Here is a 16,860-nt window from a genome sequence, read left to right on the forward strand (position 1 = left end):
ATAAAATTCTTACTCTTATCTGAAACTCCACTGCACAGTGATGACAAACACACTGGGGATGATTATGCCGGTTTCAATGCCGAAATAGCTGGTGAAGTTGTATTGAAAGCCATGATAGATATAGGGAGAGAAGCCGATGCCGGTGGCCTTTTCGAACTCATGATAGGATCCGTGATCACCACAGTTTTTGAAGGCATCGAAGAAAAACTCGCCGGTATAACCATATACCCCTTTGAAAACCCAGCCATTATCCCAGTCTTTCCAGTCTCTTCTCACGCCCACAGCCAGACAGCGGTCATCGAAGCTGTTTTTCATCGTTCCGATGAGAATACTGTATTTTGAGTCTTCTGAAAGTTTGCGTTCGACAGAGAAGAAATTATTTTCGAAGTTCTCTGTGTATTGGCCGTGATTTCCCGTCAGATGGTAAACAAAGGAACCCGTATTGATAGAATAGAGATTTATCTCGCTGGCCTGACTCATGAAAGCCATAACCAATAAAAAAAGCACCAGGTACTGGTTTATTGTCTTAAGCATTTTGATGTCCGATTTAATTATGGTTGTCAGAACGCAGCACGAGAAAAATAAGACAAAATAAGGCAGGAAAAGGGACAGGGAACCTTCCCTTAGTGCAGATTGGGGGCTGGTCAGGTAGCGAAGCAATACAAGACAACTTTGCGAATGGCGACATGTATTGGAACCTTATACTGACTGTAAATGCTTAAAAAACAATGCATTACAGTGTCTGTGCCACAGCCCCAGAGTTTTACGTTAATGTATGGGACTACCGTAAACAAGCATAGTCTATTTTTTTCACGGCGCTGTGTCGCTTGCAGGTCATCACAACCGGTTATGCGGAGTAAGGTAGAGATTATTATGTATCAATCTCACATGAGTAAACGGGAACCGATCGGGTTGTACCGGTTAGATTTTCGAAGACTTCGGTTTCAAATGTCCTGATCCTCATTCCTTTTTTGCGCAAGCTCAGCACATCTGCTGCAATACGCTGTGAGCCAAACCAGAATAATCCGTCCAGCGCCGATACAGCCAGACCTTCTTCCAGTGCCTTTTTAAGGCGTTCACGCGGCGCTTTTAATTCCCTGGCGATATGCTGGTAAGGAGCAGCGGTGATACCGGCAGAATCTACCCGCCGGATACGGGTTACCAGCCGGTACTGGAATTCATCCGGCATGTTGCTCAAATCCGATTTTACGCTCCAGACGCAACCAAAACGCTTGCCGTTGAAGGTGGCACTTTTGCGGGTTATCTGAAGTTCATCGCGTAATCCGGCAATCAGCTGCGGAGTCCGCACCAATAGCAGCCGGAAAGGCAGCTCAAAACTGGTGACGTAATCCAGATTCAGTAATGCAATACGTAACCGCTCTTCAGCTCCAGCCTGTAACTGACGACACTCATCCAGTACCTCCTCCCACTGCCGGGTCCGGGCAGGCGATTCATTGAGTTCCATGAAACTGTACTTCTCGATTTGATACTCTATCCGTTTCACCATCGCTCTGTACTTTCCTGCTTCCGGGGGTTGGTATGGGTTGGGTAAATGATTTTGACACACTTTGCGCTTATGTTTCGCCAGCTGATGCTAATAAAGTACTTGAGCGCCGGGATAAAAGCGGAACCCGGGTCATGGTGGCAGCATGAATTATGTAGAGGATTTTATGAGCACGAGCAATCTTTATCTGTTACAACCGCTTGATGGCACCATCATTAAGTTTAATCCTGAAACCGGGGAACAAATTTCTGTCATTTCAGGCCTGCGATCTCATCCAGATGGCATTGCCGTCGATGCGCCGAATAACAAGATCTATTGGACCAATATGGGGGAAAACAAGGAGCCTGCGACGCTGGAATTTTTCCAGGCTGATGGCAGTGTTGAGACGGCGAAGCTGGACGGTTCTGACCGTAAGCGCCTGGTAGAAAATGGGCTTTTCGTCACCGGTAAGCAGCTTCTCCATGATCGTGAGAACGGACATCTTTACTGGTGCGATCGTGAAGGGATGCGCGTTTTTCGTTCAAAGGACGATGGCTCGGATCCATCGGTACTTATTCAGACGGGACTTTTTCCCCAGGATTCCAGAGACTATACGCGCCATTGCGTAGGCATCGCGATTGATGCCAAAGAAGGTTTGCTTTACTGGACGCAAAAAGGGCCTTCAAAAGGTGGGAAGGGGCGCATTATGCGCGCATCGCTCACTTTCCCTGCAGGAACAACGGCTTCTACACGTCAGGATATTAAGCCGGTGATGGAAAACCTGCCGGAACCGATTGATCTGGAATACGATTTTGCTAATAACCTGATGTACTGGACAGACCGGGGAGATTCGCTGAAAGGGGGGAATACGTTAAATTGTGCCTCGGTGAAAAATGGCGAGTTTACCCATCATCGTATCCTTGCTACGGGCCTGGACGAAGGTATTGGGTTGGCCTTAGACAATCATCGTGGCGTGATATGGATTACCGACCTGGGCGGTAATTTATGGCAGTACAAACTAAACTCAGATGAACCGCTTAAACGTATCGCCAGCTTTGGCCCGCTGACGGGTATTGCTCTTGGCTGAGTTGTGTCTGATTCAGGTTCGACTCTATCAGTGCTTGGGATCGAACCTGCGTTCAGGTGGGTTTTTTATGCGCAAAACAGGGAGCGATTTCGCTTTTTGTTGAGACTATTGATTCCTTTACTTTTGGTTATCTTTGAAGAACTTTATTTTTTCTTCTGAAGAGAGCGAATTGTATGGAAGAGATAGTTATTGTTGAGCCAGCTTTTTTCAGCCAGTTTCATTGTGTGGGGAGTGCCTGTCCCGATCATTGCTGTAAAGGCTGGGACATTGAGCTTGATGAGCCGACAGTGAATCGCTATATAAACAGTGATGAAATTGAAATTCGTAATATTGCCGTGGAAAATATCATCACAACAAAAAAGAGTCATAGTAGCTGGGGGAAGATTCAATTAAAAAACAATGGTGACTGTACTTTTCTTGATGAAGACCGCTTATGCAAAGTGCATAAATCTCTGGGGGAAAAGGCGTTGAGTACCACTTGCGCGATTTATCCCCGCCTTTATGCAAGCTATAAATATGAAATCAGAAGTAACCTGACGCTATCTTGTCCCGAAGCAGCGAAGAGACTGTTAACTACCCCTGGCGCGATGCTTTACAGCGAAAGAATCAAACTCAGCCCTGAAGCGATAAATGCACCGGATATTAGCCAGGAAGATCGCCTGCTCAATCTGATGTGTTCAAATATTATGGTCAGCTGTGGTATGGCAATCGAAGAAGGCTTTTACGGCATCATAATGCTGCTTCTTTATCGCGATAAACAGGCAGAGAGCGATGATCTGTATGAAAATTTGTTAAGTTATTTTGAGGAAATCCAGGCGGCGATTCAAAACGGCCAGATAAGAAAAAACATCGAAGAATTAATCCCGGATTATCAGCTGCAATCCGAGCTGCTTCTGCGACTGCAAACGTATCTGAACACAAAATATGAAGGACGCGGCGGGGCGACCTTACGAAAATATTCTCAAAAATTGATTGAGTTGCAGAACAAAGTCATTAAAGAAAATGATGTCCTGACACCCATGCAGCGGCTAAATAAAATCTGGCAAGAGAAAGTAGTGCCGTGGCTACAGAATCGCCCCGAACTGCTCAGTAACTATATACAGTACCGCATGTATGAGGATTTTTTTCCGGTGAAAAATGGAAGAGAACCTTTTACCAATCTTTATTTTTTGATGTCAGAATGGTTCCTGTTGAAATGGCTTATTGCTGCATCTGTTGAGCTTAAAAACGATTTCAATGAAGACGATGTAATTAATATTGTTTATAGTTATCATGGCATTACCAGACATAACAAATACGCTGAAGATGCTTTTTTGGCAGAGATTGAAGAGGTGAAGCTCAAAGATAATTCAGCACTGGCTTATCTGTTGAAATAATGCGGGATCTCTGATGTGAGTGTTTCTTAGAGAAAATACCGAGTCCGGAAAAGCATCCGCATCTCCGATGCGGACATCTGAATTTAGCGCCATGAAATGTCTATCCACATTGATAATGTCACCCTGATTTCCCGGTTTTGAATGTCACTTTCTGCTGCTTTCTGATGAAGAGAAAAGGGCAGCAGGGGGTTATTTCTTCAGGCCGGGTCTGTAGAGCAACGGCTCAGCCAGAACCGGATTAACTGCCCTGAGCTGCTCCTGAATCTGCGCCCGCCTCCCCGGCATATGCCGGCTGCGTTCCCTTTTCCCTGCCGCTTCCAGCTCATCCTGTTTTTCCTGTGCCAGTTTCAGCACTGCGCCCAGTCTCTTATTATCAACGATACACCCCTGGCTGACGCTGGCGAGCTTATCGAATACCCGATATTTCAACATTCTGCTGCCATAGCGGAAAGCCAGCGTACCGTCCGGATAGTCATATGCCATGATTTTCTCACCGGCAATGCGTGAGTTTTCTTCACTGGGTTCAACCAGATAAAGAATCTTATCGTACTGAAATGTCAGTGATTTTGAGAGCGTGCGCAGCGTCTGCCAGGCAAAGATATCGTCCAGCTCCGGGCGGCTTTCGGAGACGGCGCGGTGCAGGTTTTTCGGATATTTTGCCGGTCTGGCAAAGCGGCGGTTGAAATCGCTGATGAATGTCTCAAGCCAGGCGTTGGCTGTATCAATGCCGGTGATGTTCTCCAGCCGCATCTCCTTAACCAGCCGATCCTGGAGCGTCAGGTTAGCTCGTTCGACGCGACCCTTGGCCTGAGAGCTGTTGGCACAGATAAGCTCGATGTTCAGATCGTGCAGTGCGCGTCCGAACTGCGTCATACCGGTACGTCGCGTTTCGGCCTGGCTGACGTGAAACACCGCGTGCTTATCGCTGTAAAACGCCACCGGCTTGCCGTGTTTATCGATGTAATCGCGCGTGGCCATCATGTAATCGAAGGCCGACTCACTCTGGCAGAAACGCAGGTGCATCAGACGACCGGTCGCGTCATCAACGTAAACCAGCAGGCAGCATTTTGGTGCGCGGCCTTCGAACCAGTCATGGTGTGAACCGTCAATCTGGATCAGCTCGCCCAGGCAATCCCGCCGCTGGCGTGGCTGATAAATCCGGGGCTGACGGCGTGCGTGCGGGATCCAGAGTCCGTCAGCAGTCATCCAGCATCGCAGCGTCTCAACGGCGATCTTAATCCCGTGGCGCTCCTGGAGCTTTTCTGCGGCGAGCGTTGGTCCGAAACCGACATAATTTTCACGCAGCAGCGTCAGTATGCGGTGACGCAGAGCCTCATCAATACGATGCGTGCCGGGCTTGCCGCGTCGTGCGTTGATAAGGCCGACTGCACCAGACTCGCGATAGCGGTTCATCAGCCGCTGAACCTGGCGTTCAGTGAGGTCAAGCTGAAAGGCCGCATCACGGCGACGCAGGCGCTTTTCGATGACAGCCTGAATGACGGGAAGGCGGTGAAGTTCTTTATTCGACATGGTCACCAGCATCAGCAGAGATCTCCCAGAAAAAAGTGGTAAACGCACCGGATCTGGGTGAAATTATGAACTAGATAAAAAGTGACAATATCAAATGTGACCCTCATGAAAAAGGCGCACAACGCGCATTATGTTAAATACGATATCCGCACATCCTCCGGACCGCGCCTCGCCCGTAGCGGCGCGAAAACCTCGGTGATTGCCGCTGCCTGCATAATTTTCTGCAGCTCACTCTTTGTCGAGATCATTGCTCGTTGCGCATCGCGCAATAAAGCGATAAAAAAGATGTGGAACGGATACGGCAACGTCTTTATGTGATTGATAACGCAAATACACTTGATGAGATCGCTGCTTTTTCCCAGTATAAGTTTCATCCACTGACAGGGAACCGAAAAGGAACATATTCAGTTACCGTGCGAGCAAACTGGCGAATCACGTTCGAATTCAAAGACGGTGACGTATAATATAAGCGCGAACGCACCTCACCCGTAGCGGCATGATTTATCACGCGGGTTTTCTCCATCATGGCTGGACGATGCGCGATAAATCGCGCCGCTACGGCAAAACTCTTCAGGAGTTTCCCCTGCTCTTTTCTCAGATTTCACGTAGCGACGCCTGATAACATTGAGCTTGGGTATGTAATCAGGAATACCTATTCCACGCAGCTTCCATGGCTTTTCCCTGCACAGTTTTATAGCCATATCGGTTGATGGTCGCTTCCAGTGCTGCGAGGGTTTGCAGTACGCAATCCTTACGGGCGTTATAGCCCATGGTGCCGATACGCCACATTTTTCCTTTTAATGGGCCGAATGAGGTGCCGATTTCGATGCCGAAATCGTTAAGCATACATTCGCGGATTTGCTGGTCATGCAGGCCGTCAGGAATGTTAATACCCAGCACATTATTCATCTTATGCTGAGGATCACCGAATACCTCCAGTCCCATCGCCTCAACCCCGGCACGTAACGCGTCGCCATGCAGTGCATGTCTGGCGATGCCCGTATCCAGACCTTCCTGCACAATCAGGCGGGCGCACTCACGCGCACCATACAGCGCTGATGTCGCCTCGGTATGGTGGTTAAGCCGTTCACTACCCCAGTAATCCATGATCATGGCGAGATCGAAATAATTGGAAGAGATGATGGGTTCGTCACCATCATGATGTCGGACATCGCGAATACCTTCTTCGACGTGACGGCGGCGCTGGATATAGTCAGCCATCGACTCACTCAGCGTAACCGGCGATGTTCCGGCGGAGCCGCCCAGGCATTTTTGCATCCCGGCGGAGACAGCATCTAAACCCCATGCATCCGTTTCAAGGGGGTTGCCGCCGAGAGTGGCGGTGGCATCAGTATAAAACAGCACGCCATAACGCTGACAAATCGCCCCTAATTCTTCCAGTGGTTGCCGCATGGTGGTTGAGGTATCACCGTGCACAGTTAACAACATGGTTGGCCGGACGCGCTTAATGGCATCTTCGATCTGGTCTGGTGTAAACACAGTCCCCCAGGGCGTCTCAATGGTGTGAACTTCCGCCTGGCAACGACGGGCGATTTCACACAATAAATGTCCGAAGCGACCAAAAACCGGCACCAGCACTTTATCGCCTGGCCGAATGGCCGACACCAGAATCGCCTCAATGCCTGCACGGGAAGTGCCATCAACCAGCAAGGTCCAATGGTTCGCGGTACGAAACACGGAACGATACAGCATCATGACTTCGTTCATGTATGCCGTCATCGCCGGGTCATATTGCCCAATAAGTTGTGCTGACATCGCCCGCAATACACGAGGATCTGCATTGATCGGACCGGGTCCCATTAACAGACGCTGAGGGGGATTCATCTGGGTGAAAACATGCTTGTTCAAAGAATATTCCTGCTGTTAGTGACGTAATATTTTGCTGACAAACTGGCGGGTACGCTCGTGGGTGGGAGCATCAAATACCTGCTGTGGTGAACCGGTTTCCACCACCTGTCCATCGGCCATAAACACCACCTTCGACGACACTTCACGGACAAAACTCATCTCATGAGAAACGATAAACATGGTGATCCCTTCAGAGGCCAGTTCGCGGATGGTATCCAGCACCTCGTTGACCATCTCAGGGTCGAGAGCCGCCGTCACTTCATCCAGCAGCAGAATGGTCGGCTTCAGTGCCAGCGCACGGGCAATCGCCACCCGCTGCTGCTGGCCGCCGGAGAGTTGATCCGGGTAAGCATTGATGCGATGTGACAGTCCCACCCGTTCCAGCAGGCGGCGCGCATCCTGCTCCACTTCCTTCTTCGACCAGCCTTTAATTTTGGTTGGTGTGATCATCACGTTTTCCAACACGGTCATATTCTGGAACAGGTTGTACTGCTGGAACACAATCGCGATGGACTCACGCAGCTGACGTAACTCACTTTTATTGGTGTAATCTACTACGCTGTTTTCCAGCAAAACCTGCCCCTCTTTCGGTAGCAGCAATCCCATCAGCACGCGCAGCAAGGTACTTTTGCCAGAACCAGAAGGACCGATCAGGCTGACAATGTCGCCCTTCTCCACCGATAAAGTGACATTCTCCAGCACGGGCTGGTCGTTATAGGCGGCTTTTAATTTAATGATGTCGAGCTGTGGCAATTTTTCTCTCCAGACGCTTACCCAGACGCGATAGCGGATAAGACACAATGAAATAAAGCATGAGGACGACGGCATAAACCAGCGTGGCCGAGTAACCTTTATCAGAAAGGATTTTGCTGGCGGAGGTGAGTTCCATCACTCCAATCTGCGAGGCAAGCGTCGTGTCTTTGATGTACATAACAAAGAAGCTGAAGGTTGGCGGGATCACCACTGTCAGAGACTGCGGAATGATCACGTAGCGCAGTGTCTGCAAATAGGAAAAATTCAGCGTGACCGCCGCTTCCCACTGGTTATGATGCACGGATTCCAGACCACTGCGGATGATTTCCCCTAAGTAAGCCGCGGCGATAATACATACGCTGATTAATGCTACGGTGAAGGTGGAAAAGCGCAGTCCGGAATACTGGCTGATAAAAAACACCAGAAATAACGTCACCAGAAAAGGAATACGCCGGAAAATAAAGAAATAGACATGTACCACCCCGCGCAGGGGTGACAGCATCGCCGCTTTGGTATTGATAACCACCGCCAGCACGAAGCCCGCCAGAAAACCGATCAGGCAACCAAACGCCGACAGTGCCAGCGTGATACCCAGACCCTGTAATAACAGCAACAGGTTGTAGTACGAGAACAGCCCGGTAATTTCCGACCAGTCGAAGTAGCTCATTAAAATACCCCCGTCCTGGCCCGAAACAGAAACCGTCCCATAATGGCCAGAGCAAAGGTGGCAAGAATGGTGATAACGATATAAATAACGGCAGCCACTGAGAAGGATTCCACCGACAAATAAGTTTGTGAACTCAGGTTATAGGTGCGACCGGTGAGTTCTTCGACGCCAAACATTGAGGCCATCGAGGTACCCAGAGTCATAACAATGAACTGGTTCGAAAGGGGTCGGAACATCACCTTGATCACATGTGGAAGGATGACGTAACGGATGATCTGGATACGCGAGAATCCCAGCACTTCTGCGGCTTCAATTTCCATACGGCGGACAGAGTCGAAACCTGCGCGCTGGATTTCGCACAAATAGGCACCCGCGTTGAAAGTGGCGCCGATCAGAACCGCCGTAAACGGCGAAAGCAAAATACCGACTTCTGGCAGCGCAAAAAACAGAAAATAGATCTGCACCAGCTGCGGAGTATTGGTGGCAAAAATCACATATGCGTTAATAAATTTGCCTGCCAGCCTGGGACCATAGCGCAGGATGCTGGTACAAATCATCGCAATAACCATACCAAAGGCGAAGGCCAGCACTGCCAGTTGCAGGCTAATCCAGGCTCCGCCCAACAGGTAAGGCAACTGATCGAGAATAGGGAAAAAATTCAGGTTCATCAGAACAATGCTCAATCACACAAGGGTGCCCTGACCTTCCGGGCACCCGATTTAATCAGAACGAAAATCAGTATTTCGTCGGCGAGGCGGTGGGATCATGCAACATGGCGTGACCAAACCATTTCTTCCAGCTGGTGCCGATAAAGCCTGATTTATGCAGCGAGGCGATCTCGGTATTTAACTTCTCGCGCAGTGCAGTATTGCCTTTGCTGACGGCGATACAGTCGTAGTCCACCTCAATCGGGTCATCCACGACGTGCCATTTGGTGGGATACTTTTTGGTGTAATCCAGCATGAAATCGAGCACGTCAATCAGCGCATCGGCACGGCCCTGGGCAATAGCGCGCACGGCATCCGGATAGTTATCGAGGATTAACAACTGAGCCTTGGGAATATTGTCCTGGATATATTTAATTGGCGTGGTGCCGCGTACCTGCACCAGTTTCACTGACGGATCGTTCAGATCCTGCCATTTCTTGTAGGGTTTTTTCTCGGTCGTGAGAATGCCCAGCACTTCGGTGTTTACCGGATCGGTGAAATCGACCACTTTCATACGGTCATCATTACGGGTCATGCCGCCCATCACCGCATCAATTTTGTCAGACATGATAAATGGCACGCGGTCATTCGACCCAACCGCAACCAGTTCCAGTTTCACGCCCATCGAATCGGCAATTTTTTTCGCTACGGTCGCATCAAAACCAGAGATCTGATTTTTATCGTCATACACCCCTAACGGCGGGAGATTTGGATTCACGCCGACGATCAGAGTTTTGGATTTCATGATCTCATCCAGCGATCTGGCGTTGGCCGTTGCAGCGCCAAACAGCGCGCTGGCAATACAACTCGCGATAACCATTTTTCCCAACATACTAATTTTACTCATTATTTAACTCCCGGCGTCGTCTGATTGCTTACCCTGGTGTTGGCAAATTACCAACGATATAAACTTCGTATGCTTTACATATACGATTGGTATACGATACCATGCCTTCCATCTTGTCAAGCCTCAATGAGCAGTTGTCGACCAAAAAGGGTGACTTTATGCAGCACATTTCAGGGAAAAACGTCCGTTTCGTTTTTGACAATCAGGGATATATGGCCTTGAAGGGCCAGAGCATTGCCGCCGCGCTTTTTTCGAGTGGCGTCAAAACGTTGCGCTTCAGTCCTCATCAACATCAACCCCGGGGCATGTTTTGCCTGATGGGATCGTGTCAGGAGTGCCTGGTCATGGTGGAGGGTAAGCGGGTATTAGCTTGCAAAACTGAGGCCAGTGCTGATCTGATTGTTCACTCTGTACCGGATATCGATCCTTATGAATCATTATGACCTGATCGTGCTGGGTGCCGGTCCGGCTGGCGTTTCGGCGGCACTGATGGCAGCAGCGAAAGGACTGCGTGTCGCACTGTTCGATGAAAATAGCGCTGCCGGTGGGCAGGTTTATCGTGCGCCGATCATGCCAGACGCAAAAATGGACGGTGCAGAATTCAGGGCCGGTGAAACCTTGCGCGATGAACTATCACGGAGCAACGTGCGCCTCTTTTTAGGGCATACCGTGTGGGCGGTAACCGGCGATTATCGTGTTGATGCCCTTGGGCCGGACGGTTCGATGTCCTGCACCACGACGGTGCTGCTGGTGGCAAGTGGCACCACAGAACGCGTAGTGCCCTTCGAGGGGTGGACGCTGCCCGGCGTCATTGGTCTGGCAGCGGCGACGATTTTACTCAAATCGCAACGTACCTTGCCGGGCAACACCACCCTGGTGGCCGGGTGCGGGCCTTTGCTGGTGGCAGTAGCGGGTAATACCCTCAAAGCGGGCGGCCAGGTGAAAGGCATCGTGGATATTGCCTCGCGTAGTGAGTGGTGCAGCACAGCCGCAGCGTTGCTGGCCCGCCCCGCCATTTTCAAACAAAGCCTCAGTTATGGCTTGCCGATTTTACGCGCCAGGGTACCGATCTATTCACGCCATACTCTGGTGAAAGTGACTGCACAAGGCGATCAGCTACTGGCTGAGCTGGCTCCGTGTGATGCCTCGGCGCGGCCCATCGCCGGTCCCACGAAACAGATTCTGGTGGATTGCGTTGCCGTTGGCCATGGTCTGACACCTTCTACCGACATTACGCGTCTGCTGCATGCAAAACATTATTATTCCCGTGCAGCGGGAGGCTGGATTGCACAGACGGATGAAAATGGCCAGACCAGCCGTGAACGGCTGTTTGTTGCTGGCGACAGCGCCGGTATTCGTGGTGCCGCTGCGGCCATTGAACAGGGAAAACGGGTCGGGCTGGCCTGTGTGGCTCTTATTCGCGGTGCAACCGCAGCCGCATCTGAAGCGGAGAGCCTGACCAAAACCTGGCAACACGCCGCCCGTTTCGGTCAGAAGATGGCCGCTATGATGGCGCTGCGTGAAGGCCATGTTGAGAGCATCCCGCAGAATACCGTGGTTTGCCGTTGTGAAGACGTGACGCGCGCGGAAATTGAACAGGCCTGCGAGGCCGGAGCCAGGGATGTAAACCAGCTGAAAGCCTGGACGCGCTGTGGCATGGGCCCGTGCCAGGGACGCACCTGTGGTGATATTGCTGCCGAACTGCTGGCCAACAAACAAGGCGTGTCGCGTGAATCTGTCGGGATCTTCTCTCCCCGCACCCCACTTCGCCCGCTCACCATCAGCGACATGACCGGTGACTACGACTATGCAGACATTCCGATTCCTAAGGCGGCCCCACTGTGAGTGAACTTAACGCTTCATCACGCTTTGATGTGTGCATCGTGGGCGGCGGCGTTATGGGCTGCTCCACTGCGTTGTTTCTGGCAAAAGCCGGGATGCGCGTGGTGGTGGTGGAACGCAATGCCCTGTGCCGCAGCGCATCCGGCGTCAATGCGGGTACGTTAACGCTGCACATGACCCGCGCGGCACTGGTGCCCTACGCCATGAAAGCCTGGGATATGTGGATGCAGCCGGAAACCTGGCTGGGTCAGGGCGTGCTGGCGACCCATGCGCCCGGTTTATCCCTCGCATTTACCGACGCCGAAGTAGCCATGCTGGAGGAACGTGCCGCCGCGCGGCGTGCATATGGCGCAGATATCTCGGTGATCTCCCCGCAGGCGGCGATGAAGATCGATCCGGGCATCAATGGTTCCATCAAGGCGGCTGCCTTTTGTGAAATAGACGGTTTCGCCAGCGCTTATCTGACCGGTCGTGCGTTTCATGCGGCATTACGGGCTGCCGGGGTGACCATCATGGAACAATTCCCGGTTGGTCATATTGAGCGGCAGAGCGCGGGTTATCGTGTTTCAACCGAAGATCACAGCCAGTCTGTTGAGGCCTCCCGTCTGGTGCTGGCTGGCGGCGTCTGGCTGGAACCGATGCTGGAAATGGTTGGCATAACCATTCCGGTTAAAACCCTGATCAACCAGCTGATTGTGACTGAAAGGATGCCGCCGGTGATGCGTTCGGTCCTGAGCATCGCCAATGGCCTGCTCTCCATGAAGCAGTTTGCTAATGGCACGGTGGTGATTGGCGGTGGCTGGCAGGGTATCGGTTCGCGTGAACTGGGCGGCAGAGAAACCATTCCCGAGAACCTGATCGGTAACCTGCGGCTCGGGCAACACGCTGTTCCGGCGCTGGCTTCCGCCCGCGTCGCACGTATCTGGCTTGGCCTGGAGTCCGAAACCGCCGATGCGATGCCGATGATTGGGCCAGTGCCGCAGCACCCGGATCTCTACGTTATCGGATGCGTCCACTCCGGCTATACCAGCGGCCCTTATATGGGCAAATTGCTGGCTCAGCAGATTTTAGGCCAGCAACCAGACATGCCGCTTTTCGATCCCTCACGACTGCTACCCATTGAAAACAACGCGGTCGCTTCCTTTTCCAGAGGCTAATAACAAAATGAAAGAGTTACACCATTACCAGGGTGTGTATGCGGCGACAGTCTGTCCGATGGATGAGACCGGCAAATACATTGATGAAGCAAGCCTGATTGCGCATTTGCGCCAGGTTTCGCAGGTGGCAGGGATCCGCGGTCTGTTGATCAACGGGCATGCGGGTGAAAACTTCGCGCTCTCGCGTGAGGAAAAACGCCGGGTGGTCACTCTGGCTCGTCAGGTGTGTCCGCCGGATACGTTGCTGGTGGCAGGTCTCAATGCTGAAGACAGTTACGATGCGCAGGCTCAGGCCGATGATGCGAAAGCCGCTGGAGCCGACGCCATTCTGCTGTTCCCCCCCTATTCCTGGACACTTTCCACCGACGATAAAACGGTACTCAATCACCACCGGATCGCCAACCAAAACGCCGCTTTACCCATGATGCTGTATCAGTCGGGAGTGAACAGCGGTGGTATGGCTTATCCACCCAGCCTGCTGCAGCAACTGGTCTGTTTACCCAATGTGGTTGCAGTGAAAGAAGGCAGCTGGGAAACCGCGACCTATGAGGCAAACCTGCGGCTGGTGCGTGAAGTTGCACCGCACGTCGCGGTGATGGCCTCGGGTGATGAGCATTTGCTGACCTGCTTTGCGCTGGGCACCGATGGCAGCCTGGTGAGCCTGGCGGCAGTGGTCCCGGAACTGGTGGTGGCGTTGTACAACGCGATGCAGGCACAGAACCTCGCTGAAGCACAGCGATTGCATCAGTTTGTTTATCCATTGGCGAAGGAGATTTACGGCACCTGGCCTGGCACTCATGCCAATGCACGTTTAAAAGCCTGTCTGCATCTTGCCGGGCATCTTCCCCATGCTATGCCCCGCCCGCCAGTGCCTGCCGTTGACGACGCACAGCGTCAGCGGTTAGCGACGGCGCTGGCTTTTGCACAATCCTTTACTGCCAATTCCTAATTGCAAGCGGAGACCAACATGACGAGTACCCTGATTCGCGGTGGGCGCATTATCACTGCTGTCGACGATTATCACGCCGACATTCTTATTGAGAATGAAAAGATAGTCAGCATCGGACTGAACCTGCAACCTGGGGCAAATTGCCAGGTGATCGAAGCCAGCGGCATGCTGCTGTTTCCGGGCGGGGTGGACTGCCATACCCATATGGAAAACACCTTTGGCCCCTCGGTCACCGCCGATAACTTTAAATCAGGCACCCGTTCGGCAGCGTTTGGTGGTACCACCACCATTATCGATTTTGCATTGCAAAATCATGGTACCAGCCCGTTGCAGGCCATCGAACGCGCACAATCCAAAGCTGACAACGTCGCCAGCATTGATTATGGCTTTCACGTCATTATCACTGAGGTGGACAAACAAGTACTGGAAGATATGCGCTATGCCATCCGTCATGAAGGCGTTTCCAGCTTCAAGATGTTTATGGCGTATCCGGGCACGGTGATGTCGGATGATGCCGCCATTTTCCAGGCCATGCGTATGGTGGGCCAGCATGGCGGCATGGTCGCGCTGCATGCGGAAAACGGCACCATCGTCGAACTGTTAATTCAGGAAGCGCTGGCTCAGGGGCACACCTCACCCCGCCATCACGCCCTGACGCGTCCCGCCCTGCTGGAAGGTGAAGCCACTCACCGCGGGATCAAACTGGCAGAACTGGCCGAAGCACCGGTCTACTTTGTTCATTTATCAGCCAAAGAAGCACTAAAACATGTGGTGGAAGCGCGTGACCTGGGCATTCCGGTGTTTGCCGAAACCTGTCCGCATTACCTGTTCTTTGATGAATCTTCTTACGCTGACAGCGACGAGTCCGACAGCTTTGATGGTGCGCGTTTTGTTATGAGCCCGCCGCTGCGTTCCAAAGAAGCGCAAAACGCTTTGTGGACAGCACTGAAAACCGATGACTTGCAATTGATCTCTACCGACCATTGCCCCTACTGCATGAAAGAAGGCCACTTAGGAAAAATTAATCAGAAGCCGCTGGGCGCGAATGATTTCTCCAAAATCCCTAACGGCGTGCCAGGTGTCGAGACGCGTATGACCGTGGTGTATGACGGCGGCGTGCGCAGTGGTCGCATTTCGCTGAACCGCTTTGTTGAGCTGATGTCCACCGCACCGGCGAAGCTGTTCGGCCTGTTCCCACAAAAAGGCACCATTGCCGTGGGCAGCGACGCCGATATCGTTATCTTTGATCCGCTTGAAAAGCACACTATCAGTGCCGCGACGCAGCATAGTGACGTTGATTTCACCCTTTTCGAAGGACATCAGGTACAGGGTAAAGTTAAGAAGGTGCTGTTACGTGGTGAGCTGCTGGTTAGTGATGACCAGTGGGTAGGTAAAACCGGTCAGGGACGTTTCATTCGACGTGGTGAAGTTGGCAAGTGGTAGGAGAACGTTATGCCTTACTATGACTATCATTGCCCGGACTGCGGCACGTTTGAATTGCGTCGTTCGGTGGCGGAACGCGATCAACCGGCACCCTGCCCGGTCTGTTCACAGCATGCTGAAAGGAAGCTGAGTTTCCAGCCGGTGTTGCTGCGCAGTAAACCGGGTGCGGAGGTGCGTAACCCGTTACATGTTGAGGGATGCCCCTGCTGCCCTGGGCAGATCAAGTAAGCCACTTTGGGAGGGTATGCGTCCGCGGCATACCCTCGCGCGTTTAGTTGCCTTCGGTGATCCTTTTCATCACGAAAGTCGATAGGTTTCTCAGGTGCGTTCTCACTGCCTGGCTGGCCGCTGCGGCATCCCCGCTTTTCCAGGCATGCAGGATGGCCAGATGTTCTTCACGATCTTCTTCGATGCGGTTAAAGGGGGTGATCAGTTCAAACATCCGGCTCTGGGTGCGGGCCTGTTCAATCATCCGTGCCAGCACCGCATTGCCCGAATGCTGAGCAAAGAGGGTATGTACCGTATCGTCAACATCCCAGTAGGCTTGTTCGGGCTGACCAGCCGATAAAGACTGCACCTGCTCAGCCAGTTGATCAATCACTCCGGCATCAATTTTGTTGATGGACAGCGCAATCGCCTCGGTTTCCAGCAGCTCGCGGACTTTCATGATTTGAAAATATTCCTGCGCACTAATAAAGCGAACAGAATAGGAGCGTGCGCTCGATCTGACCAGCAACCCTTCACCTTCGAGTCGCAGCAACGCTTCGCGTAGCGGTGTCCGGGAAATATTAAGTTCTTCCACCAGACGACCTTCAACCACCGCCCCGCCGCTCCGGAGGGTTTTTTCCAGGATCATACGGCGAAGCATTTGATAGGCCACTTCCCCTAACTTTTCTGCAGAGGTTTGTTTTACTGAGGTCACTTGGTACTCACCATCAAGACATTTACTGGAAAGTATACAATACGTGTACGATTGAAAAAAGCAGTAAACCTAAGAATTAGCCAGCATGAAAAGCCGGTAAAACATGATGATAATGGCGGCTGATACCTTTTCGGCGTCGACATTATCATGTGTCTCGCTGGCTCCTCCGGTGACAGGATAAGAGAATTCTTTATTTTATTAAGGAAGGACTTAAAAATTATCACGGTT

At 51.8% G+C, this 16,860-nt stretch carries 19 protein-coding genes; 10 read left to right on the top strand and 9 right to left on the bottom strand.

Going from position 1 to position 16,860, the window contains the following annotated elements; translation table 11 throughout:
- Nucleotides 1-15: 15 nt before the first annotated feature.
- Both PW844_RS22210 and PW844_RS22215 read right to left on the bottom strand, forming a co-directional pair.
- Entirely contained in the window at nt 16-489 is a 474-nt protein-coding gene (locus PW844_RS22210; protein WP_299456746.1) for a hypothetical protein, read from the bottom strand.
- Nucleotides 490-871: 382 nt separating this feature from the next.
- Nucleotides 872-1,507 carry a DNA-binding protein gene (locus tag PW844_RS22215; RefSeq protein ID WP_299456438.1) on the bottom strand — a complete coding sequence of 212 codons (636 nt, stop codon included), beginning with the start codon at nt 1,505-1,507 and terminating at the stop codon, nt 872-874.
- A gap of 142 nt (nt 1,508-1,649) precedes the next feature.
- Between PW844_RS22215 and PW844_RS22220 the strand changes: the two genes are divergently transcribed.
- Together PW844_RS22220 and fliB are read left to right on the top strand one after the other, a co-directional pair.
- Nucleotides 1,650-2,570 carry a hypothetical protein gene (locus tag PW844_RS22220; protein ID WP_299456440.1) on the top strand — a complete coding sequence of 307 codons (921 nt, stop codon included), beginning with the start codon at nt 1,650-1,652 and terminating at the stop codon, nt 2,568-2,570.
- Between the two features lie 173 nt (nt 2,571-2,743).
- The gene (gene fliB / locus PW844_RS22225; RefSeq protein WP_299456442.1) at nt 2,744-3,946 is read left to right on the top strand and encodes a flagellin lysine-N-methylase; all 1,203 of its coding nucleotides are present in this window, start codon (nt 2,744-2,746) and stop codon (nt 3,944-3,946) included.
- 189 nt (nt 3,947-4,135) lie between these two features.
- Here the strand turns inward: fliB and PW844_RS22230 are convergent, their stop codons facing one another.
- Nucleotides 4,136-5,476 carry an ISNCY family transposase gene (locus tag PW844_RS22230; protein WP_299449909.1) on the bottom strand — a complete coding sequence of 447 codons (1,341 nt, stop codon included), beginning with the start codon at nt 5,474-5,476 and terminating at the stop codon, nt 4,136-4,138.
- A 105-nt stretch (nt 5,477-5,581) separates the two neighbouring features.
- Between PW844_RS22230 and PW844_RS22235 the strand changes: the two genes are divergently transcribed.
- Nucleotides 5,582-5,794, top strand: a complete 213-nt coding sequence (locus tag PW844_RS22235) for a hypothetical protein (protein WP_299456444.1) — start codon at nt 5,582-5,584, stop codon at nt 5,792-5,794.
- A complete protein-coding gene (locus tag PW844_RS22240) occupies nt 5,791-5,940 on the top strand; it encodes a type II toxin-antitoxin system RelE/ParE family toxin (protein WP_299456446.1) in 150 nt (49 codons plus the stop codon). Before PW844_RS22235 ends, PW844_RS22240 begins: the two co-directional genes overlap by 4 nt.
- Nucleotides 5,941-6,118: 178 nt before the next feature.
- On the opposite strand, the gene PW844_RS22245 is transcribed toward PW844_RS22240, so the two are convergent.
- From PW844_RS22245 to PW844_RS22265, 5 genes are all read right to left on the bottom strand, one after another.
- Entirely contained in the window at nt 6,119-7,345 is a 1,227-nt protein-coding gene (locus PW844_RS22245; RefSeq protein ID WP_299456448.1) for an alanine--glyoxylate aminotransferase family protein, read from the bottom strand.
- Between the two features lie 15 nt (nt 7,346-7,360).
- Nucleotides 7,361-8,098 (bottom strand): amino acid ABC transporter ATP-binding protein, encoded by a 738-nt coding sequence (locus tag PW844_RS22250; protein WP_299456450.1) that lies wholly within the window; start codon nt 8,096-8,098, stop codon nt 7,361-7,363.
- Nucleotides 8,076-8,765 (bottom strand): amino acid ABC transporter permease, encoded by a 690-nt coding sequence (locus PW844_RS22255; RefSeq protein ID WP_084878970.1) that lies wholly within the window; start codon nt 8,763-8,765, stop codon nt 8,076-8,078. The genes PW844_RS22250 and PW844_RS22255 overlap by 23 nt, the downstream gene beginning before the upstream one ends.
- The gene (locus tag PW844_RS22260) at nt 8,765-9,433 is read right to left on the bottom strand and encodes an amino acid ABC transporter permease (protein WP_299456453.1); all 669 of its coding nucleotides are present in this window, start codon (nt 9,431-9,433) and stop codon (nt 8,765-8,767) included. Before PW844_RS22260 ends, PW844_RS22255 begins: the two co-directional genes overlap by 1 nt.
- Before the next feature lie 67 nt (nt 9,434-9,500).
- Nucleotides 9,501-10,319 (bottom strand): transporter substrate-binding domain-containing protein, encoded by an 819-nt coding sequence (locus tag PW844_RS22265; RefSeq protein ID WP_299456455.1) that lies wholly within the window; start codon nt 10,317-10,319, stop codon nt 9,501-9,503.
- Between the two features lie 158 nt (nt 10,320-10,477).
- On the opposite strand from PW844_RS22265, the gene PW844_RS22270 reads away from it, so the two are divergent.
- From PW844_RS22270 to PW844_RS22295, 6 genes are read left to right on the top strand one after another with little or no spacing between them, the layout of a single operon-like run.
- Nucleotides 10,478-10,762, top strand: a complete 285-nt coding sequence (locus PW844_RS22270) for a (2Fe-2S)-binding protein (protein ID WP_299456457.1) — start codon at nt 10,478-10,480, stop codon at nt 10,760-10,762.
- Complete coding sequence (locus tag PW844_RS22275; protein ID WP_299456459.1) at nt 10,749-12,164, top strand: NAD(P)/FAD-dependent oxidoreductase; 1,416 nt, start codon at nt 10,749-10,751, stop codon at nt 12,162-12,164. The genes PW844_RS22270 and PW844_RS22275 overlap by 14 nt, the downstream gene beginning before the upstream one ends.
- Nucleotides 12,161-13,318 (top strand): FAD-binding oxidoreductase, encoded by a 1,158-nt coding sequence (locus tag PW844_RS22280; RefSeq protein WP_299456461.1) that lies wholly within the window; start codon nt 12,161-12,163, stop codon nt 13,316-13,318. The genes PW844_RS22275 and PW844_RS22280 overlap by 4 nt, the downstream gene beginning before the upstream one ends.
- Before the next feature lie 7 nt (nt 13,319-13,325).
- Entirely contained in the window at nt 13,326-14,267 is a 942-nt protein-coding gene (locus tag PW844_RS22285) for a dihydrodipicolinate synthase family protein (protein WP_299456463.1), read from the top strand.
- Between the two features lie 18 nt (nt 14,268-14,285).
- The gene (gene hydA / locus PW844_RS22290) at nt 14,286-15,710 is read left to right on the top strand and encodes a dihydropyrimidinase (protein WP_299456466.1); all 1,425 of its coding nucleotides are present in this window, start codon (nt 14,286-14,288) and stop codon (nt 15,708-15,710) included.
- A 9-nt stretch (nt 15,711-15,719) separates the two neighbouring features.
- Nucleotides 15,720-15,938 (top strand): zinc ribbon domain-containing protein, encoded by a 219-nt coding sequence (locus PW844_RS22295; protein ID WP_208717992.1) that lies wholly within the window; start codon nt 15,720-15,722, stop codon nt 15,936-15,938.
- Nucleotides 15,939-15,981: 43 nt separating this feature from the next.
- Here PW844_RS22295 and PW844_RS22300 read toward each other — a convergent pair whose 3' ends face one another.
- Complete coding sequence (locus tag PW844_RS22300; protein WP_299456470.1) at nt 15,982-16,632, bottom strand: GntR family transcriptional regulator; 651 nt, start codon at nt 16,630-16,632, stop codon at nt 15,982-15,984.
- Nucleotides 16,633-16,860: the final 228 nt, after the last annotated feature.

This window comes from Pantoea sp. (assembly GCF_028283705.1).
In the GTDB taxonomy this organism is placed as follows: Bacteria; Pseudomonadota; Gammaproteobacteria; order Enterobacterales; family Enterobacteriaceae; genus Pantoea.